The following is a 21,813-nucleotide window of genomic DNA, read 5'->3' on the forward strand; positions in this document are numbered from 1 at the left end:
TGCTGGGTAACAGAATACGCCTTAGTGGAGGCTTGAGCCGTATGCAGTGAAAGTTGCACGTCCGGTTCTTAGGAGGGCGGTACTTGGTGACAAGTGCCGCCTATCCGACATTAGAAACGCGGAGCACAGTGATGATAAGCAAACCTAGGCATTAACTCGTCTTCTCAATACTGACAAAGAACATTAACGTTCTGAACGTTTAAACATCTGAAAATTCAGCTTCAATAATCTCTCCCTGTTCACGCCATTGTTTGAATTTGGCCCTTTTCGCGGTTTGTTGTGAAATGCATTGACACAAATCATCCATCGAACTTATTAGCAAGATTTGACTAGGAAAGAAATTGGCAATAAAGCTGCCACTGTTTACGAGTGCTAATAGCTCTTTACGCTGACCTTCAAAGTTATCTACCATTTCAGTAATCGCAACTTCAAACGCCTGCTGACGCTTATGTTCATTCCATGAGTTCCAGGCTTCAAGCGCCACCCCAACAAAAGCTAACGCACCATTAATGCCCTTGGCTAAGTTAACGGCGCCCCAAGGTTTAAATTTCAACATACCGGCAAGATCAACACCCACCATTTTCCCTGCTGCGCTCAATCCATCACGGGCTGCTAGGATACTCTGATTATTAATGAAACTCCCTTTCACAAGGTAATTAACGCCTTGCTTACCCATCAGCATCACAGTGTCGTTGTAGTGCTTAACTTCATTTTGAAAGTTATTTTGAAGCTGAGTTAATTCGCCAGATAAAGCATTGATTTGACTTTCGATTTCGTTTTGAACTCGGGTATTTAACATCACCCCCTCATTGCCAACTTCTCTCTCGAAGAAATCGTTAAATGTATTCAGATCCGTCCCTTTAACCTGAATAATCAAATCTCCAAAGTAGTTGATCACAAAGTTACGTAAGCCAATTTGAACTTCAATAATTCGAGTGTTCGCCAAATTAATCTGTTTCTCAAGGCGTATATTCATGGTGTTTAGACGAGTTAGCTCTTCACCAATTTTTTCATCGTTTTCTACCGCCTTCGGCAACTGACGACCGAGTACATCACGGATAATACTATTTTTAGCCTCTAGTGCGACTGACATTTGGCCGCCATTTTCACGCACCTTCTCTACCGTTGCTTGCTGAAGTTTTTCGATATGTGACAATGCCTTAAACTTTTCAACATTTTCTAGCCAGTATTCCGTTCCCATATCAAATGGGTTAGCAGCCACTGCCACAACAGTAATCTGTTCCTCTTCAGTTAACGTAATTGCGTCATTTAACCTTTCAATGACGTTTTGCTGCTTTATCTCTAGATTAGTCTTGTAATCCCACTCACTCTCAACGTCAGCGACTTCATCGAAACGGCTTAAAACAAACACCGTCCTAGAAAGAAGCTTTAAATCACGAAACAACCAGTTAAGATCATCGTGATGGCTCGCCTTAATAGGATTAGTCGAGTTCATCACATAAAGCACAAGATGCGCCTCACTGACGTACTTCTTTGTGATGTCTTTATACATTTCGATTTGTGATGAATCTGCGTTTAGCTTTTCTTTAAAACCGAACAAGCCGGGTGTATCTATAAGCTCACAATTATCATCTAAATCATAAACCTTGACCGCATCAGATGACTCTTGATGGCTAATATTCATACTTTCGCTGTCTAACTTTTCCATCCAAGCCGCAGCAATTGACGTCTTACCCTCAGAAAAACCGCCAACTAAAGCTATCTTTAGCTTACCTTGGTCAACAGTGCTTAAAGCATGCTCAAGTTTAGCGGTAAGGTTTGCATCAATGTCAGCCCCAGCGTCTTCACCCAATTGTAAGAACGTGACTAATTTTTCAAGTAAAGTACGAGCCTGTTGCTTGCTTGACTCAAATTCATTTATAGTTTCAATCATTGTTAAGACTCCAACTGCTTGCAAAGCGTTTTTAATTCACTTTTCGCTAATTTTAATTTTTGGGTTACAACTTCTATATGCTCAACCGATGTCGTCATTGCTCGTTTAATGATATCGACGTTCGCTTCGACCTCTTGCATGACATTCGCTAACGTATTATCTAATTTTTCGTTAATGCTCTTCGATACTGTTAAGATATTCTCGTCCGTCGACTTTCTCTGCTGAGATTGTTTATAGTTACTACTAAAAAAGGAGCGAACCGCTTTATACAATTGAAAAACCAAGGTCGCTGCAGAAACCGCAATTATTGCCCAGCCAACAGGCGTCCAGAACAAAGCGATACCGCCACCAACGGCACCAACGACGCCCCACACATTAATACCATGATCAATATCGACCTCTAAACTCGTGTCTACAGATTCAATATTGTTGTATAAACCTAACAACTCACTGCTTTGGGTTTGAAAGCGTTCAACAATATCTTTAAGGTTTGTTTCAAATGCGTCCATCTCTTTATTCATAATATCTGGCATTGATTCTATGAGACGCTTTTGATATTTTTCAATATTGCTCTCTAAGCTGTCCTTAAAATCATCATTACTAATATTGTCATCGATACAGTCATAAGTAGATGAACGTACTGAAGATTCAAAATGACGAACAACTTCTCTCGCCCGATTGCTCAACCTAGATTTGAGGGTTGCTACCAAAGTATTAAGCTCTGTATCTGTCTCTTCAAGCTCTGAGGTCAATGTATTTAAAAGGGGCGTAAACTTTTGACTTAGTAAGCCTGTTACATCCTCCAAAGCAGAACTAACGATCTGTTTCGCCTTGTGCTTATTTGATCTAATAATTTTGGCTTTAAAGTCATTGACCATGCTTCGATCGAACATACCCACAACAGCATTTATGTTGGACTTAGCTAATAGATCCGCAGCATCAAATTTGTTTAGAAACTTGCTTTGCATGCCTTGGTCACGTGAACCCGGTAACAGACACGTCGCAGAAGCTAAGAATGCTGGATATGCACTGAGGGCTAAGCTTTTTTGATAACTGTCACCAAGATGCTCTACCATGACTTTATCCAACACCGCCAAGCTTTCTAATTCCCCTTCAGAGACTAAAGTGGCTTTCTCTAACTGAATGGGGTTTTGAATGCGTTTGTTAAAGATTGACCACACTTCAGATTGAGCACCCAAGTGCTGCTTAATCTTTTGCAATGTCCCCGGGTTAGATGCATCCCCTTTCTGCGGCGCAGCCGCTTTACTGGTAATATAAAAAACGGCATGAGCTTTATGAACCGCTTTCCATATGGCATCACTTACTTTGTCCTCTTTACCTTCAATACCCGGCACATCGAGTATGTTGAACTTGCATCCATCATGCTCAAACGTATAACTCTGGGTATCTAACGTAAAATCTGAACGACCATTACCAATGATAAAACCATCAGCCAAGCTTTGGGCTTGATTCACCTGCGCTTCAATCTGCTGATGTCTACTCTGTAACCCTTCAACATTGGCACTAATATCCTGACACTTTTGTTGGTATTTTACCGTTTGTTCAGTAAATGCTAGCGTGCCTTGTTCAAGATTTTTAGATGCTGCTTGATAAGCTGACAGCTGTGGCATTTTTTTAAAGAGCCAAATAAATCGCTGTAGTAATGTCGCCGTTGCTTGTGCACTTTCTAGCTTTTCCTTAGTACTGAGCTTATCAATTTCACAGCCAACAACCGTCTGTTGCAGTCCTTGCTGGCTTACCTTCCAGTCGAGGTGGCACTTTTTAAGCATTGCTTCATTATCAAGAATACCTTGCCGAGTCTGCTCTATCAGCGCGATAGAAATTCCAGACTCTAACTGCCACTGTTTAAACTCGGCTTGTTGTTTATTTTTTAACTCCTCAGCTAATATAATGCGCAAGGTTTCAATTATCGTGGATTTACCCGCGTTGGTTTCACCATACAGGGCAATGGTAAAAGTATCCCACTCTGCATTTTTTTCTAAATTTATGAGTTGTTGGCTAATTTCAACATGCAGCTTGGCGAGTATATCTCGACTAAGTTCTGTCGTCTCTTTGGTACTAAGATCGCTAGTGTCTTGGCTTAGCTTTTGGATCAGTTCATTAATAATCGACTGAATTTTTTGATAGATTTGACTCGGTGAGTCTTGATCTTCATTCATAAATATAACCTATACCACTCGGTGTTTTCTTAAGAGAGTTAGTACACCTAACCATCTAAATGTAGTTAATGTAGCAATTGCAACTAACTCCAATTATATAGATTTATTACATGCACTTATATCTAATGCAACACAGTTATGGCATCGAATTAACACTATTTAAAAAGGCACTAGCATTCTTGATAAAAGGAGGGGGGTAGCAATATATAAGATATCGTCGTATTTATAAGCTTATAAATAGCCGTAACTCAGATAATCAAAGGCAACACTGCCGAGATGAGGCTGTGCTAACAAGCGCAAATGAAGGAGTTAGAAAGTAGGATCTGAGCGGCACATCGGGTTAAGAACTTTAGCTAAAGTATGAGGTTCACGCTGTAGAATAAAGCTTTGGCCGTATGCTTTGAGCATATACCCATCTTACTTGAAGATGCTCGTTTCAGAGTCGTTGTGCTAGTTCAATTCTAGGCGCGTTAACGAAGAAATGGTTATTCCCTTCTAAGTTGATGCAACAACGAAGTGAGCTTGCACAACGCCTTCTGCGATGAGTTTTAATGGGCTTTACTCTGTGTTATTAATTTTACCAAGGGAACGACCATTAGTGGCAATCTATGCCTTGATTAAAGCCCATTAAACCCCCACTGAATCCTGCATCTTCAAGTAGAATGGGTATATATAAACCGATATTGGTGTTTCTTTCTCGTCCATTAAACGACTTAAGGGTCGTTTAATGGTCTTAAGACTATGATAACCTCAGTGAGTCCGCCATAGATTAAGGAATACTATGAGTCACCTTTTTGCCCACCTTGCTCGAATGAAATTAATTCAACGCTGGCCACTAATGTATAACGTTAGAACTGAGAATGTACAAGAACACTCTCTACAGGTCGCTATGGTTGCACACTCTCTTGCCTTGATTAGCAATAAAAAATTTGATGGCAACTATGACCCTAACCAAGCCGCAACCATCGCCATTTTCCATGATGCCAGTGAAATCCTCACCGGCGATCTCCCGACTCCGGTTAAGTATTTCAATAAAGAGATTGAGGCCGAGTATAAGAAAATTGAAGCTATTGCTGAACATCGGTTACTCGAAATGGTGCCTGAAGAGTTCAAAGAAGACTATTGTGCATTGTTAACAAGTGAACATGCTGACCCTGAATACAAAGCATTGGTTAAAGCTGCCGATACCTTGTGCGCTTATTTAAAATGTTTAGAAGAGCGCCGTGCCGGTAACACTGAGTTCAATACGGCACAAAAGCGCTTAGAGCAAAGTTTAAAAGATAACCCTAACCCGGCAGTAAACTACTTTATAGAATGCTTTATTCCAAGTTTTACGCTTGATCTCGATGATATTAATAAACTGCTTTAAGTCATGAATAAGGAACCAGCATGGATCAAACACCCTGGCACCACAGACGTTTAGCTGAAGACAAGCAAAGACGTAACGATCATCGCAGCCCGTACCAACGCGACCGTGCCCGTATTCTGCATTCGGCCGCCTTCAGGCGACTACAAGCTAAGACTCAGGTCTTAGGCATTGGCATGAATGATTTTTATCGTACTCGGTTGACCCATTCGCTAGAAGTAGGCCAAATAGGCACAGGTATACGTGCTCAACTTAAACAGAAACACCCAGAGCATGATCAGCTACTCGATTCGATGAGCCTGATAGAGTCGATATGTCTTGCCCACGATATAGGTCACCCACCGTTTGGTCATGGCGGTGAAGTTGCACTTAACTATATGATGCGCAAACACGGCGGTTTTGAAGGAAATGGCCAAACCTTTAGGATATTAAGTCGCCTAGAACCCTATACCGAATATTATGGCATGAACCTATGTCGACGCACGTTATTAGGCATACTCAAGTACCCTGCCCCCTATAGCCTCCTCCACCGTGAATTGCCTTTTAGTGAGGTTAGCCGCTTTCGTCAGTTAAAACCCTCTGAGTGGCCACCGGTCAAAGGGCTATTTGATGATGACTTAGAGGTACTAAACTGGGTGCTAGACCCATTGTCAGAAGCCGATAAAGGCCGGTTTCTTTCTCATCAATTAGTTGATGAGTCAAAACACCGAAGAACCCAATACAAGTCATTTGATTGCTCTATCATGGAGCTTGCCGATGATATCGCCTACGCTGTGCACGATTTAGAAGATGCAATTGTGATGGGCATTGTCAGCCGCGAGCAATGGACTAATGATGTTGAAACTCAACTTAAAGAAAGCCAAGACGATTGGATTAGAAATGAGTTTTCCACCATTGGAGAGCGACTTTTTTCGAGTAAACACCATCTTAGAAAAGATGCGATTGGTACTTTAGTCAATGGTTTTGTCACCGCGATATCGATTACAGAGGTAGACGGATTTAGTGAGCCTCTACTTAAGTTTAACGCCGCGCTTGAAGGCCCTTTTGACGCCGCGCTTAACACACTAAAGCTATTTGTATATCAATACGTGATTCGAAAACCTGAGATTCAGATGCTCGAGTATAAAGGCCAACAAATTGTGATGGAGTTATTTGAGGCGTTCATTTCAGATCCTGAACGACTGCTGCCCACAAACACCCAAGCGCGTTGGATTGAAGCAAAAGATCAAGGACTCAATTGCCACCGTGTTATCGCAGATTACATTTCTGGAATGACGGACGAATTTGCAGCAAGACTGCATCAACATCTGTTTAGCCCGAAGTCAGGCTCGATGATTGAATTAAACCGCGAGCTTTAATACCTAACTTGCACTGCGGTGATAGATATTGATTGGCAATGAAATCGACTCATTTACAATACTGTCTATCACTTTTTAGCTATCGACAGTGAGTTAAGCAATAAGCTAGACAATGATCTTGTTTTATAACGATGAATTTCAATACTTTAATTAGGCATTTACTTGTTACGAAAATCCCATTAAGGCCCTTACCTTTATTACCCGCTACAAGCATCAGCCGAAGCTAAGCGCTATACCGTTAAGTGAGCCGTATTCAGAGTACGGCTAATAAAGTATGTATAAACTTAGCGCTCTATTGGGTATTTCATTGCAATCCATTCAGGTAAACCTGAATGGCTAACGCAGGTAATATTATCCAGCCCCATAATAGACAGATTGGTTAATGCGGTTTGGGCTCTACGCCCTGAATGGCAGTAGATGTAGATATGGTTAAAGCCTTTCAATTCTTCTAGGTGTTGTGACTCAGTCCCAAAGGGTATGTTGTGACTACGAGGGATATGCCCTTCTGAATATTCTTCTTTTGTGCGATTATCGATGATTAATGTGTTGCTGTTTTCTTTTAGCCAAACGCTATAAAGCGCATTCATCGAAAAGTCGTTATGAATATAAGCATCCGGATTAAAGTTAATACCGCAGTTAGTATTGGCGGGTACTGCTTCATTGATTTTTTTAGGTATGTCTAAGTTCAGATTACTCATGATCTGCAAAAAATCATCGAATGATTTTTTTTGACCCACCCGGGGATTCCATTGTTTCTCTTCAGCAATCGTTGAGCTGGTTTTACCATTATAATCATGCCCTGGATAAATGACCGTTTCATCTGCCAAACTAAACAGTTTTTCGGTGATACTATTGTACAAATCCCCTGAGTTCCCCTCTTGAAAGTCTGTACGGCCACAGCCCCGGATTAATAAGCAGTCACCGGTAAAAACCATACCATCCACATAAAAACTCATACAGCCATGGGTATGGCCCGGTGTATTTATTGCCCTGATGTGATGCCCCCCTATAGGAAGTTCATCACCCTCTTTCAGGCCTATATCAATTGACTTGACGGCTGCCGCCTGACTGTAAACAATCTGCGCACCGGTTTTTTGTCGGATTAAACCAGCCGAAGTGATATGGTCGGCATGAATATGCGTTTCAAAGATATAGAGAAGCTCGATACCAAGCTCTTCAATATATTGCAGGTCTCGTTGCAGATGTTCTTTAACCGCATCAATAATCGCCCCTTCATGGGTTTTTGGATCTCCCAGCAGGTAGGTGTACGTGCAGCTATCCCTATCAAACAGTTGCTTTACATATAAAGGACGCTGGGTGCTTGTAATTAGCATTGTGATTTGTCCGTACTCATGTATTCGTTCTTGAAAGTATAGCGAGTGTCTTTAGTATAATGTTAATAAGTACCTGTATTTAATAACTAGACTCTGTCATCTGCTATCGGCACAAAAAAGGCACCTTAATAGGTGCCTTTGCATTACTGTAGGTAATCGTTAATACATCATCCCGGGAAACAAGCCTTTAACGCCGGCAGCAATAACTTCAATGCCAATGGAAAGCATCAACAAGCCCATCAAACGGGTAATAACGTTAATGCCAGTGTTTCCCAGCACCTTAAATATAACGGGCGCCATACGAAACAGGCTAAAACTCAATAGACCAAACAAAATAATCGTAATAGACATACCAATGAGATTTTCAAAAGTATTATATTCAGCTGCAGAAACGATAACCGAACTAATGGCACCCGGCCCCGCCATTAACGGAAGGGCAAGCGGCACAACCGCAACGGATTCCATGCCGGAAGCCTCTCGATCTTCCTCTTTGTTGCGTTTAACTTCACCTAGCTTACCTTGCAGCATCGACATCGCGATGATGCAAATAAGAGTACCACCGGCGATCCTAAACGCTGAGAGAGAAATGCTGAACATATTCAAAATATGTTGCCCAGCAAAAATGGTGACTAACAGTATGATCACCACGGCAAGGTTAGCGACTTTGCCGGTTTGATTGCGTTCAGCTATCGTTTGGTGGCTGGTTAAACTCACAAATACAGGTAACAATCCAACCGGATTGATGATGGCTACTAACCCTAGAAAAAACTTAAAATAAATAGTTAAATCCAACGTCTTATCCTCTGCGGTCAAGCGCGTTATTGATGATATAAAAAAAGTTGCGCTACTCTAACGCAACTCCTTAAAAAGGAAAAATGAGTTTATCTAACCAAAATCACAATTTTGAATAAATTTTATTAAAGCATTTACACGGCGCGTTGCTGCAAAAACGTAACACTCTGTTGCTAACATAGTTATTTTATTACAGATAGCAACATTTTTGAGGCATTGATCACGGTCAAACTGGTCATTTGAGTGTAATTTTTCTTCATAGGGTCTAAAGATAGTCAGAGAAAGGTTAGCAAACCCAAATTTTGCTAAATTTTTTTAGGATACACACTATGACAGTCACTAATGAGCAAGACCTCAATAATCTGGTAAGTAAAGTCGCTGAAGCGCAGCGACAATTTGCCGAATTCTCACAAGAGCAGGTCGATATTATATTCAGGGCAGCCGCGCTTGCTGCTGCAGATGCACGAATACCATTAGCTAAAATGGCGGCAACCGAAACGAGAATGGGTGTACTTGAAGATAAAGTGATTAAAAACCACTTTGCCTCTGAGTATATCTACAACAAATATAAAGATGAAAAGACCTGTGGGATCATATCTGAAGACCCAACTTTCGGGACAATTACTATCGCGGAGCCTGTCGGTATTATCTGTGGTATTGTGCCCACCACAAACCCGACTTCAACCGCGATATTCAAAGCACTCATAAGCCTTAAAACCCGTAATGGGATTATCTTCTCGCCTCATCCTAGAGCTAAACAATCGACTACCACAGCTGCACGAATAGTGCTAGAAGCTGCAGTTGCTGCTGGTGCACCTAATGATATTATCGGCTGGATTGATGAGCCATCAGTGGCATTATCAAATCAACTGATGACACACCCAAATATTAATCTCATTTTGGCCACGGGTGGTCCTGGAATGGTTAAAGCCGCCTATTCATCAGGGAAACCTGCCATTGGTGTGGGAGCGGGTAATACGCCTATCGTCATTGATGAAACCGCTGATATTAAACGAGCGGTTAGCTCTATCTTAATGTCAAAAACATTTGATAACGGGGTGGTATGTGCCTCTGAACAAGCCGTGGTGGTTGTCGATGAAATCTATGATCTAGTTAAAGAGCGTTTTATCAGCCACGGTGGTTACATGTTAAGCACTGAAGAAACGGCTTTGATGCAAAACGTCATTCTTAATAATGGTGGATTGAATGCTGATATCGTGGGTCAAAGTGCCGCTACCATTGCTAAAATGGCGGGTATTGATGTACACAAGAATACCAAAGTGCTTATTGGTGAAGTGACCGATATAGATGAAGCCGAAGCCTTCGCCCATGAAAAACTGTCTCCGCTGCTGGCTATGTATCGCGCTAATGATTTCGAAGATGCAATGAATAAAGCTGAAGCGCTCGTCACGCTAGGCGGCATTGGTCATACATCCGGGCTATATACCAATCAAGATACGCAAACCGATCGCGTTGAAGCATTTGGCTTTAGAATGAAAACAGCGCGTATCCTAATCAATACTCCGGCATCACAAGGCGGAATTGGTGATCTTTATAACTTTAAACTTGCACCATCATTAACCTTAGGTTGCGGTTCATGGGGCGGTAACTCTATATCTGAAAATGTTGGCCCAAGCCATCTTATCAATAAAAAAATGGTCGCTAAGAGGGCTGAGAACATGTTGTGGCACAAACTTCCATCCTCTATCTATTTCCGCCGAGGTAGCCTGCCAATCGCATTAGAAGAGTTATCAGATAAGAAACGAGCGCTTATCGTGACAGATAAATATCTGTTTAATAATGGCTACTGTGATGAAACAATTAAGATATTGAAGAGCCAAGGTCTCGAAACCGAAGTGTTTTACGACGTTGAGGCTGATCCTACAATGCTCATCGTGAATCAAGGTGCAAAAGTCGCTCAAAGCTTTCAACCTGACGTTATTATTGCACTCGGTGGTGGCTCTCCGATGGATGCGGCTAAAATTATATGGGTCATGTACGAACACCCTGATGTCGATTTTGCCGATTTAGCACTGCGTTTTATGGATATCCGTAAACGTATCTACAAATTTCCAAAGCTAGGTAAAAAAGCCATGATGGTGGCCATACCCACAACCTCGGGTACAGGCTCTGAAGTTACCCCATTTGCGGTGGTTACAGATGAAAAGACTGGGATGAAATATCCGATTGCGGACTACGAGCTAACGCCAAACATGGCAATTGTAGATCCCAATCTGGTCATGAATATGCCGAAATCACTGACGGCCTTTGGGGGAATCGATGCCATCACCCATGCACTTGAAGCTTATGTCAGCGTGATGTCAAATGAATTCAGTGATGGTCAAGCACTGCAGGCGCTCGACTTGCTGTTTACTCATTTACCTGCTGCATATGAACACGGTGCCAACGCGCCTATCGCCCGAGAAAAAGTCCATAATGGGGCTACAATAGCCGGGATCGCATTCGCCAATGCATTTCTAGGGGTCTGTCACTCAATGGCCCATAAGCTCGGCGCTGAGTTTCATTTAGCACATGGACTGGCTAATGCTTTACTGATTAGCAATGTCATTCGTTTTAATGCGACGGATATGCCAACTAAACAGGCTGCGTTTAGCCAATATGATAGACCGAAGGCACTGTGTCGCTACGCCAAAATAGCAGAACACTTAAAACTTAATGGCACCCAAGGTGAAGGCATTACAGATGAAGAAAAAGTCGAGGCTCTACTTAAAGAAATTGATGCTCTCAAGGAGAAGATTGGCATTCCAAGCTCAATCCAAGCTGCCGGCGTCAACGAAGCCGATTTCATCGCAAAATTAGATGAGCTTGCCGAAGATGCATTTGACGATCAATGCACAGGTGCAAACCCACGCTTCCCGCTTATTGCAGAGCTAAAGCAAGTTCTTTTAGCTAGCTATTACGGTAATGATTATACCGATGAGTAATCTGCTTCTAGATTCGCAATTCTAGTCACCATAACGAAAAAAGACTAGCCAACTTGGCTAGTCTTTTTTACTTCTAAGAATTTATAATTAGCGGCTGCTCTCACCGCTTAAACATTCTCATACATTCAATCTACAGGCTCTTTTAACCTTACACGTATGTGTTCAGCAATAATACACACTGCGCCTCCGGCTAAATAAGCAACTAAATCTCCCGCATCAAATGTCTCTCCTAAAATGATACTTAACACTGTGCCTGATTTGATCCCCAGCTGTTCAGATATATTTAAATATTGGGCAAACTCAACACAAAAGGCGATGAGTACGGTGGCTGCTGCCAGCGATCTAGAAGTTAGATTAATAAAACTCGATAGAAAATAATATAACCACACAACAACCAGTGCATCACCTAAAATTGGCCGAATAAACACATCGCGAACAAAAAGAGCAATAAAGATTAGCACCAGCAATAATACCAAGCTAGTAAGTGCACGACCCAAGGAGAAATGCAAATAAGGCAAGTCAGCTTTATGTCCTCTATCAATCTTCCCTTTATTGCTCGCCTTATCAGTCATTCCCTTGTGAGTGGTCATCAACAACCTCTGTTTCATTCGCCTTGGTTTCACTCATTTTAGTTTCATACTTTTTTTCTTCTGGTAAAGCGCTACCGCTTCGTTCATACCAATCAACATTTCTTGTGAGTAACATCAACAAGCTTAAAATGGCGAAGCAAAGTAAGCTTCCCATTAACAAAGCATAACTTTCAGCTTGAAGCAGGCCAAACAATAAACCATAAAGAGCGATTAAACAGACACCAAATAACTTGCCATGCTTGCCATTATGCAACATGCCAGCGACATAGCCGCTCAGTAATACCGTAGAGGCTATAGCTGATAAAGCATAAGCCCAATTAAAGCCAATATGCTCACTTAAAGAGATAAGTAATAGATAAAATAGCGCCAATGCTAGACCAACAAACCCATACTGGACAGGATGCATTAAACGAGCTTGAAACAGTTCCAATAAAAAGAAACTTGCAAATACAAGCGTAATAATCAACAACGAATAATTCACCGCTCTATGGGATTTAAGATAATGATCAACAGGCTCAATTAAATCGACTCCCATTTGACGACGTTCCAGCTCAGCACATGCCGCTGAATCGGCCATACAACGTTCAAATAATTGACTAATATTTGAGGAAAAATTGTTGCTTTGCCATTGCGCGTTGAAGCCTTTAGCAGAGATCTCAGACGAAATCGGTAAAAAGTCACCAATAAAACTCGGATGAGGCCACTTAGAAGTCATTTCAATGCTGGATACTTTACCGATTGGCGTAACCTGAATTGACTCCATGCCTTGTAGCAAAAAGTTTAAGTCATAGGCCATTGGGGTCGAAACTGTTAGCTTATTTATATCAAGATTGATATGAAACCCTTGAGCAAACTGATTAAGCCCCGTCCCCGGCTTCACCTCAATGCTTTTGCCGCCTAACGTCATCTTATTGAGTTTTATCAGTCCCCTGCTATCACGGACACCTACAACCATTGATACCGATTTTATCTGATGCTGATCTAACTCTTTTAAGGGGTTTAGATCAAAGGACCCCCTTAGATGGCTATCTGCTTTGTATAATCGTGCTTGGTAGATCCCCCGATACTTGGCATAGCTTTCTAAATCAGCACTCATTTTAAATGACTCAGGTAAAATATACTTCCGATATTCAGTGGGATAGAACTTACCTTCATGATTTACCATTTCAGTATAATTAACGCTAATAAACGGTCCAATAATCCGTTGTGCGCCATTACTACTGCGCGCGATCTCTTCCCGCACCTCTTGTAAACGCAGAGAACGCTCAGAGATTAAATTACTGACCATCGATACGGGGATCTGCAGTAATACAAAAAGTAAAAGGATAAATCCTAATTTAGTCACGATCTGATTATTAAGTATATTTTTCACACGTCATTCTCCAATAGTTGATGGTTTAATTCTATAAGCAACAATTGGAGATTTAATGGAGTGAATGTGGAGATTAGATGGAGTTTGTGTGCCGAGGTAAAATGATAGTGACTTTAACGCCTTCAGGAACATTTTCAATCTTGAGTAAACCATGATGCAGCTTAACCACTTGTTCAACAAAATTGAGCCCTAAGCCAGTGCTTTTAATGCCATTTGCTCTTGGTAAGGAGTAAAAACGTTCAATAATCCGCTCCATAGCGTATTCGGGGATCTGCGGGCCAGTATTGTCAATGGTAAGCAAAACCCGATTGCTGTCACACGTCAGTGACCATTTAATCGTGCCATTCGGGTTAACAAAATCAATCGCATTATCCATCAAGTTAAAAAGCGCTTGTTTAAATAAAAACTCGTCCCCCAATACATGGTAATAGTTGCCTTTATCTTGTAATGCATAATTTTCAAACTGACATGTGACCGACTTAGCAATTAACCGTACCTCAGAGGCCAAGTTAATCTTGTTTATGATGTCATGTAGATTAATTTGCGCTAATGCATCAAGCTGTGGCCGCTTTTCTAACCGAGCAAGCTCCAATAATTTATCAATTAAGGATTGCATACGATCGCTTTCACGCTCGATGTTAGCTGAAAAACGTGTGATTTTATCTGTAGATAGCGGCGTTTGTAGAATTTCGCTAGCCCCTTTTATTGCAGACAGCGGGCTCTTTAACTCATGAGTGAGCGTTTCCACATACTGCTCTATATATTTTTTACCATCAATTTTCTCTCGCATTTTCTCTAAGGCATCGCTCAAATTGCCATATTCATAGAATACGCGGAATGTGGGTTTAATCACTTTTTCGCCGCGACCCATTTTATCAGCGTATTCTTCCAGTTTGTGCAAAGCTGAATGGATACGCCATGAAAAAATACCCCCGGCAACTAATACCAAGCCACTCATCAATACCATCCAATACAGAATGTTTCGCTTAGAAAGGTCGATATAAGGCTGTACAGAGCGGTTAGCTTTGGCAACCGTGACGCTGCCAATAATGGTATTGTCATGATAGATTGGTGCAGCAACATGCATCACCGTCGATGAAGGATCATTGGGGTTCTCTGTTGTACTGCGCGCGCCATATTCTCCCCGCAAGGTTAAATACACATCGTTCCACTGAGAATAATCTTCACCCACATCTTGTTGCCAAGAATCAGCAATCACAATGCCATTTTTATCGGTAATATAAATGCGATGGTTAAGTGCTTTTTTACCTAGTTCCCACGTACGGGACTCTAGTTCGCGCTGTCCATAGGCAGCCAGTAACTTAGAGAAGCGGCTTTCTGAAATAAGATCATTCGCCACTTCTTCCTCAGCGAGAACAGCTAACAAATTAGCCATGTCGATAAGGATTTCTTCGGACGTTTGACGGACGGTAGGCTTAAGCTCTTGAATGACGGTTGTACCGACTATATAAGCCGTGACGCCAACAAGAATGAAGTACAGCGAAAATAATCTTAACCCTAACGGGATCTTTGGCCAGTGGGTCATTACACAAGCTTCTCACTGTAAAAATAACCAAAACCACGTTTAGTCTTAACAAATTCAGACAATTCAAACGGCTTTAGTTTACAGCGGATAGCCTTAATATGAGAATCGATGTTTCGCTCATAGGCCGCAGAGGGGGCGAGATCGGCAGCGACAAGTAACTGCTCTCGACTAAGTATATTGGCACTGTCATTAATTAACTTGTTTAGAATTTTAAACTCTACCGCGGTTAAACCAAGCATCTGACCATCAACACTATAATCAAAATTTAGAGGCTGCAAACCACCATTTAGGGGGTATTCAATCGCTTGTTTGTTTTCCACGACAGTGCTGTGCTTTATCGCTCGCTTAATACGTAATTTAATTCGAGCCAGCATCTCTCTAGGGCTAAAAGGTTTGGTGACGTAGTCATCAGCGCCAATTTCTAAACCTACAACCCTATCAATCTCATCGTTTCTGGCGGTTAAAAAGATAATCGGTAAATCAGAAAAATCTCGAATGGTTTTACACAGTTCAAAACCATTCACGTCGGGCAAACCAACATCAAGCACCAACAGATCAACAATATTTTCAGTCAAAAATGCCAAGCCTTGTTCACCGGTTGGAAACCAGCACACTTTAAAGCCATCCTTTTCTAATACATGAATAAGGTTCTCTGCAATGGTTGACTCGTCTTCAATGATGACTATCGTCGCTTTAGCGTTCACCTGATTAACCCTTTTACTTTACATTCTAGGCAGGTAGCTTAACTTAGAGCGATATCATAAATCGACATAATAATCATATTGTTGGTGTTAAAACTTGCGAAAGTGAGAATCAAAAGAACAAGTGAAACATTAGCATCTGGAACTTACCGAGCCTAGAAGCCTGAAGTTTACGTTACAAGATATATTACCAGCAACCAATGAGCTTTATTAGCATACTAAACGATCGAAAAAGAATTGACTTAGAGTACTGACATTAAAGTGCTTAAACGTTTAACCATGACATTAAGGGAATATGCTTACTAACGAAAAATCGCTCGGTAAATATCACTTCAAACAAAGTATTTTCTCATTCTGTTATTCACTTAATAAAGAGTCACATCTAATACTAGTTGCATTAAAAGTTTGACCATTGTAAGAAAAAGTTCAGTTACACAAAATCATCTCATTATATAAAGCATGACTTTATGTAACTGCATTTGGGATAATGAGCCTTAGCCGACTTTAGCTGTTGTTATCGCTTTAGCTTGTATTCGATAAGCATGTAAAAGAGGTTCTGTATAGCCGGATGGTTGCTCTTGCCCTTTAAACACGAGATCACAAGCCGCTTTAAACGCAATACCATCAAAATCAGGTGCCATATTGGTATAGAGTTTATCCGCTTTATTCTGGCTATCAACCACCGCCGCCATCTTTTTAAGTGCAGCCATCACTTCATCTTCAGTGCATATTCCGTGTGCTAACCAATTGGCCAAGTGCTGTGAAGAGATCCTTAATGTTGCTCTGTCTTCCATTAAACCAACGTTATTGATATCTGGCACTTTGGAGCAACCCACCCCTTGATCAATCCAACGCACCACATAACCTAATATACCTTGAGCATTATTTTCTAATTCAAAGGTTTTAAGCTCCGCTGACAACGTATCAGGTTCGAGCATTAAAGGGATGGTGAGCAGATCGTCCAGCTTTGCACGGGTTCTTAGCTTCAGTTGGTTCTGCACATAGGTAACATTGACTTGATGGTAATGGGTAGAATGTAAAACAGCGCCATTGGGTGAAGGAACCCAAGCTGTATTCGCGCCCGCTTTAGGATGCCCTATCTTTTGCTCTAACATGGCTGCCATTTCGTCAGGCATCGGCCACATGCCCTTACCTATTTGTGAACGGCCCTGCAAACCACACTCTAAGCCGATATCAACATTCCAATCTTCATAGGCTGCAATCCATTTCTGTTGTTTCATCAGCGATTTTGCCACAAATGGCCCTGCTTGCATTGACGTATGGATCTCATCCCCAGTGCGATCTAAAAAGCCAGTATTGATAAACACCACACGCTCTGATGCCACCCGTATACACTCTTTAAGGTTAACGGTAGTACGACGCTCTTCATCCATAATGCCCACTTTGATGGTATTACGGGCAAGCTTTAATGCGTCTTCAATTTTAGTAAACAGATCGCAGGTAAACTTCACCTCTTCTGGACCATGCATCTTGGGCTTAACGATATTGACTGAACCCTTGCGGCTGTTACTACGATTGTTATTGTTGCCTTTGAGATCGTGCATCGCAGCAAGTACAGTCAGCATACCGTCTAAGATCCCTTCAGGAACCTCTCTACCCTGTTTGTCTAACACGGCATTGATGGTCATGAGATGCCCAACGTTACGCACAAAGAGTAAGCTTCGACCCGCAAGGACCAATTTTTGACCTTTAGGATTGAGGTATATACGGTCTTCATTAAGCTGGCGGATAATCTCTTTGCCATTTTTGGATACTGAAGTCGACAAGTTACCTTGCATCAACCCTAGCCAATTACGATAGATCTCAACCTTGTCTTCAGCGTCAACAGCGGCCACTGAGTCTTCGCAATCCATAATGGTTGTGACTGCAGCTTCTACTAACAAATCACTCACGCCAGCCAGATCGCTTTTACCTATGACACTGGTAGCATCAATCTGGATCTCTATATGTAGACCGTTATTTTTCAGTAAAATAGCACTAGGGCTCAGCTTAGAACCTTGATAGCCAACAAATCGCTCTGCTTGTGCCAGTCCTGTCACATTGCCATTGTTAAGCGTTGCCTTTAACTCACCAGCGTCAATAACGTATTCCGTCACCTCTGCATGACTGGCGTTAGACAATGGAGCCGCGGTATCAAGATGCTGTTTCGCGAAGGCTATCACCTTGGCTCCGCGCACAGGATTGTAACTTTTGCTTAGCTCTGCGCCATCTTGCTCTGATATCGCATCGGTACCGTATAATGCGTCATATAAGCTTCCCCAACGCGCGTTTGCAGCATTTAGCGCGAAACGTGCATTCTTAACGGGAACGACCAGTTGCGGTCCTGCTTGCTGAGTAATTTCGGTGTCAACATTTTCAGTACTAATCGAAAAAGGTTCACCTTCTGCTACTAAGTAACCAATATCATAAAGAAATGCTTTATAGGCGTCCGAGTCAAAATCATTGCCTTTATTGCCGACATGCCATTCATCCAGCTGATGTTGCAATTGCTCTCGTTTCTCTAACAGCTGACGATTGATTGGGGAAAACTCAGTAACTATCTCTTCGAATTTAGCCCAAACCGACTTTGCATTCATTCCAGTACCAGGACACATTTCGTTTTCGACGAGGTTAGCTAACTCGGTGGCGACTTGTAGACCACCGATTTGAATATATGTTGTCATGTTTTGCCCCTGTTCATCCTTTGCACCGCTCTTAAGTTGCTCGAGCACTTATCATCCATCTATTGATTACACCTATACAGGGTAATTTTCTTTACCCTATATCAAGCAATACACATTTATCCAGTTTATAGCTGTTATTCCCACTATTCACCAAACTTATGTAAAATAGTCTTTTGGTGTAATTTAACGTCACTTTTGACTAAATACAACTGATTAGCCATTACCACGACTAAAACTATCGGCGGTTTTAGTGATCAGTTGCCTCATCCATTTATGCGCTGGATTATGCTGTAGCAAAGGGCTCCAAGCCATAGTAAGTGCGATGGGTTGTATGATAAACGGCGGTGCGACAATGCTAACACGGTCGTTATGTTCATACTGCCTAGCCATCTTACTTGGTATGGTTGCGATCAAATCTTGTTGCTCCGCCAACAAACAGGCAGCTTGGTAATGCCGAGTAAATACCGTAATACGTCGCTTAACGCCTATCCGCGTTAACGCTTCATCGACCCATCCTAACCGCTGTACATCATCTGGGTCCATACCAACACCAACGCCCATTCCCGTCTTGCTAACCCATACATGTTTGGCTTCCAGATAGCTTTCAAGTGAAAACTTCTCCAACACAGGATTCGCCTTACTTATCAGACAACTAAAGTCATCACTCCAGAGTACTTTTTGATGAAAAGATTGTGGAATACTGTCAAATCGATTGATCACCATATCGACTCTTCCTTGTTCTACATCAGGGAAATTGACGTCGCTTGGGGTCATGATATCAAGAATAATATTAGGCGCTTCAGTACGAAGCTTTGCAATAAGCGGTGGGATCAATGTCGCTTCAGCATAATCACTTGCCATTACACGGAAGACTCTTTCACTTTCTGCAGCATTAAAATCGGCACGTGGCTGTACGGCTTTTTCTAAACCAATCATTAACTCGCTTATTGTTGGCTGCAACTCTTGCGCTCTTTCAGTGGGCGTCATCCCTTGGCTAGTCCTAATTAGCAAGGGATCATCAAACAATGTCCGCAATCTTTTTAGACCATTACTCATCGCCGGTTGGCTAATTCCTAGCTTATCGGCTGCTTTTGTAACATTTCGTTCACGCAGTAAAACATCTAAATAAACCAACAAATTCAGGTCGATACGAGATATATTCATAAGATAAATACCGAGAATAGAAACTATAAATTAGACTTATTTAACCAAATCTAACTAATATTTTCAACGTAATCAATTGCCGCCAATCATATTGTTAAAGGAATATACGCATGACAAACTACAGAACTAACATCGATGAAGCCGCTACCTTGATTAATGCAGAAGGTAGTGCATGGAATGCAATCAACCCAGAATCAGTAGCGCGTATGCGGTTACAGAATCGTTTTCAAACTGGGTTAGACATCGCTAAGTATACTGCCAAAATTATGCGTGAAGATATGGACAACTACGATAAGGACACTTCGCAGTACACCCAGTCTCTCGGTTGTTGGCATGGTTTTATTGCCCAGCAAAAAATGATTTCGATTAAAAAGCATCTGCTAACCACTAAGCGTCGTTACTTATACCTTTCTGGTTGGATGGTTGCAGCGCTGCGTAGTGAGTTTGGTCCCCTTCCTGACCAATCAATGCATGAGAAGACGTCTGTAGCGGCCCTCATTAAAGAATTGTACACCTTCCTTCGCCAAGCCGATGCGCGCGAATTAGGCGGCTTATTCCGTCAGCTAGACGCTGCTAGTGCAAGTGAAAAGAGCGCGATTCAAGATAAAATTAATAACTTTGAAACTCATGTAGTGCCTATTATCGCCGATATTGACGCTGGTTTTGGTAATGAAGAAGCCACGTATCTGATGGCTAAGCAGATGATTGAAGCCGGCGCTTGTTGTATTCAGTTAGAAAACCAAGTGTCTGATGTTAAGCAATGTGGCCACCAAGACGGAAAAGTCACCGTCCCACATGTTGAGTTTTTAGCCAAAATAAACGCTGTGCGTTATGCATTTTTAGAACTCGGAATTGATGACGGAGTCATTGTAGCGCGTACCGATTCTCTGGGTGCTGGTTTGACTCAAAAGATTGCCGTGACTAGCGAAGCGGGTGATTTGGGCGACCAATACAACTCATTCCTTGAAGTTGAAGCTATCGATGCAGCCGAACTTGCAAACGGTGATGTTGTCTTTCAGCAAGGCGGACAACTCGTTAAACCTTCTCGTTTACCAAACGGACTGTTTAAGTTCCGTGCCGGTACCGGTGAAGAACGTTGTGTATTGGATTGCATTACTTCATTACAAAATGGTGCCGATTTACTTTGGATCGAAACCGAGAAGCCACACGTATCTCAGATTGGTGCCATGGTTAACGAGATCCGTAAAACCGTTCCAAATGCCAAACTGGTATATAACAACTCACCATCGTTCAACTGGACTCTCAACTTCCGTCAGCAAGTGTTTGACGCGATGAAAGAGGCTGGTCAAGATGTAACAGCTTATAACCGTGAGCAGCTGATGAGTGTCGATTACGATACGACTGAACTCGCCATTCAAGCAGATGAAAAAATCCGTACCTTCCAATCAGATTCTGCTCGTGAAGCCGGTATTTTCCATCATCTTATTACGTTACCAACGTATCATACTGCTGCGCTATCGACTGATAACCTTGCCAAAGAGTACTTTGGCGACCAAGGTATGCTTGGTTATGTCGCCAACGTACAGCGTAAAGAGATCCGCCAAGGTATTGCATGTGTTAAACATCAAAACATGGCAGGTTCTGATATGGGTGATGCTCATAAAGAATACTTCTCAGGTGACCAAGCCCTTAAAGCATCGGGTAAAGACAACACCATGAACCAATTTTAGCTAATGTCGTCTTTGGATTTACTAAGTTTTTTGAAGTGGACTTAGCCCCAAAGTAAGCTAACGCTAAAAGGCCTGCTCTAATGCAGTAATGCCGATCAGTTAGTCAATATTTGATCGGTTGACCGATCTTCTCAGCATGCGAAAATCCGAATGTATTCCTTACATTCGGATTTTTTATGGACGTATCTCAAGCACT

14 protein-coding genes are annotated in these 21,813 nt (G+C 41.9%); 4 read left to right on the plus strand and 10 right to left on the minus strand.

Annotation, left to right across the window (positions count from 1 at the left end):
- Positions 1-199: 199 nt before the first annotated feature.
- The gene (locus tag L2729_RS20615) at positions 200-1,894 is read right to left on the minus strand and encodes a LeoA/HP0731 family dynamin-like GTPase (protein ID WP_248989949.1); all 1,695 of its coding nucleotides are present in this window, start codon (positions 1,892-1,894) and stop codon (positions 200-202) included.
- Positions 1,895-1,896: 2 nt separating this feature from the next.
- Positions 1,897-4,074 (minus strand): AAA family ATPase, encoded by a 2,178-nt coding sequence (locus tag L2729_RS20620; RefSeq protein ID WP_248989950.1) that lies wholly within the window; start codon positions 4,072-4,074, stop codon positions 1,897-1,899.
- A gap of 781 nt (positions 4,075-4,855) precedes the next feature.
- On the opposite strand from L2729_RS20620, the gene yfbR reads away from it, so the two are divergent.
- Entirely contained in the window at positions 4,856-5,443 is a 588-nt protein-coding gene (yfbR, locus tag L2729_RS20625) for a 5'-deoxynucleotidase (protein ID WP_101091631.1), read from the plus strand.
- Positions 5,444-5,463: 20 nt separating this feature from the next.
- A complete protein-coding gene (locus tag L2729_RS20630) occupies positions 5,464-6,798 on the plus strand; it encodes an anti-phage deoxyguanosine triphosphatase (protein ID WP_248989951.1) in 1,335 nt (444 codons plus the stop codon).
- Positions 6,799-7,082: 284 nt separating this feature from the next.
- Here the strand turns inward: L2729_RS20630 and L2729_RS20635 are convergent, their stop codons facing one another.
- Positions 7,083-8,132, minus strand: a complete 1,050-nt coding sequence (locus L2729_RS20635) for an MBL fold metallo-hydrolase (RefSeq protein ID WP_248989952.1) — start codon at positions 8,130-8,132, stop codon at positions 7,083-7,085.
- Between the two features lie 159 nt (positions 8,133-8,291).
- Complete coding sequence (locus L2729_RS20640) at positions 8,292-8,924, minus strand: YchE family NAAT transporter (protein WP_248989953.1); 633 nt, start codon at positions 8,922-8,924, stop codon at positions 8,292-8,294.
- A gap of 329 nt (positions 8,925-9,253) precedes the next feature.
- Between L2729_RS20640 and adhE the strand changes: the two genes are divergently transcribed.
- Entirely contained in the window at positions 9,254-11,869 is a 2,616-nt protein-coding gene (gene adhE, locus L2729_RS20645) for a bifunctional acetaldehyde-CoA/alcohol dehydrogenase (protein WP_248989954.1), read from the plus strand.
- Between the two features lie 125 nt (positions 11,870-11,994).
- Here the strand turns inward: adhE and L2729_RS20650 are convergent, their stop codons facing one another.
- From L2729_RS20650 to L2729_RS20675, 6 genes are all read right to left on the minus strand, one after another.
- On the minus strand, positions 11,995-12,459 hold the full coding sequence (locus L2729_RS20650) for a ribosomal maturation YjgA family protein (protein ID WP_248989955.1): 465 nt from the start codon (positions 12,457-12,459) through the stop codon (positions 11,995-11,997).
- Positions 12,434-13,831 (minus strand): cell envelope integrity protein CreD, encoded by a 1,398-nt coding sequence (gene creD, locus L2729_RS20655; RefSeq protein WP_248989956.1) that lies wholly within the window; start codon positions 13,829-13,831, stop codon positions 12,434-12,436. The genes L2729_RS20650 and creD overlap by 26 nt, the downstream gene beginning before the upstream one ends.
- A gap of 73 nt (positions 13,832-13,904) precedes the next feature.
- Positions 13,905-15,377, minus strand: coding sequence for a two-component system sensor histidine kinase CreC (creC, locus tag L2729_RS20660; RefSeq protein WP_248989957.1), 1,473 nt, complete (start codon positions 15,375-15,377; stop codon positions 13,905-13,907).
- The gene (locus L2729_RS21810) at positions 15,377-16,081 is read right to left on the minus strand and encodes a response regulator (protein WP_248989958.1); all 705 of its coding nucleotides are present in this window, start codon (positions 16,079-16,081) and stop codon (positions 15,377-15,379) included. The genes creC and L2729_RS21810 overlap by 1 nt, the downstream gene beginning before the upstream one ends.
- A 491-nt stretch (positions 16,082-16,572) precedes the next feature.
- Entirely contained in the window at positions 16,573-18,762 is a 2,190-nt protein-coding gene (locus tag L2729_RS20670; RefSeq protein WP_248989959.1) for a malate synthase G, read from the minus strand.
- A gap of 213 nt (positions 18,763-18,975) precedes the next feature.
- Positions 18,976-19,926, minus strand: coding sequence for a LysR family transcriptional regulator (locus L2729_RS20675; RefSeq protein WP_248989960.1), 951 nt, complete (start codon positions 19,924-19,926; stop codon positions 18,976-18,978).
- A 110-nt stretch (positions 19,927-20,036) separates the two neighbouring features.
- Between L2729_RS20675 and L2729_RS20680 the strand changes: the two genes are divergently transcribed.
- Positions 20,037-21,617, plus strand: coding sequence for an isocitrate lyase (locus L2729_RS20680; protein WP_101089228.1), 1,581 nt, complete (start codon positions 20,037-20,039; stop codon positions 21,615-21,617).
- The last annotated feature ends 196 nt before the right edge of the window (positions 21,618-21,813 follow it).

The organism is Shewanella gelidimarina, assembly GCF_023283945.1.
GTDB lineage: Bacteria > Pseudomonadota > Gammaproteobacteria > Enterobacterales > Shewanellaceae > Shewanella > Shewanella gelidimarina.

Coding starts and splice junctions, on each gene's coding strand:
- L2729_RS20615 (WP_248989949.1), bottom strand. CDS start 1,894: ATGATTGAAACTATAAATGAATTTGAGTCAAGCAAGCAACAGGCTCGT.
- L2729_RS20620 (WP_248989950.1), bottom strand. CDS start 4,074: ATGAATGAAGATCAAGACTCACCGAGTCAAATCTATCAAAAAATTCAG.
- yfbR (WP_101091631.1), top strand. CDS start 4,856: ATGAGTCACCTTTTTGCCCACCTTGCTCGAATGAAATTAATTCAACGC.
- L2729_RS20630 (WP_248989951.1), top strand. CDS start 5,464: ATGGATCAAACACCCTGGCACCACAGACGTTTAGCTGAAGACAAGCAA.
- L2729_RS20635 (WP_248989952.1), bottom strand. CDS start 8,132: ATGCTAATTACAAGCACCCAGCGTCCTTTATATGTAAAGCAACTGTTT.
- adhE (WP_248989954.1), top strand. CDS start 9,254: ATGACAGTCACTAATGAGCAAGACCTCAATAATCTGGTAAGTAAAGTC.
- L2729_RS20650 (WP_248989955.1), bottom strand. CDS start 12,459: ATGACCACTCACAAGGGAATGACTGATAAGGCGAGCAATAAAGGGAAG.
- creC (WP_248989957.1), bottom strand. CDS start 15,377: ATGACCCACTGGCCAAAGATCCCGTTAGGGTTAAGATTATTTTCGCTG.
- L2729_RS20670 (WP_248989959.1), bottom strand. CDS start 18,762: ATGACAACATATATTCAAATCGGTGGTCTACAAGTCGCCACCGAGTTA.
- L2729_RS20675 (WP_248989960.1), bottom strand. CDS start 19,926: ATGAATATATCTCGTATCGACCTGAATTTGTTGGTTTATTTAGATGTT.
- L2729_RS20680 (WP_101089228.1), top strand. CDS start 20,037: ATGACAAACTACAGAACTAACATCGATGAAGCCGCTACCTTGATTAAT.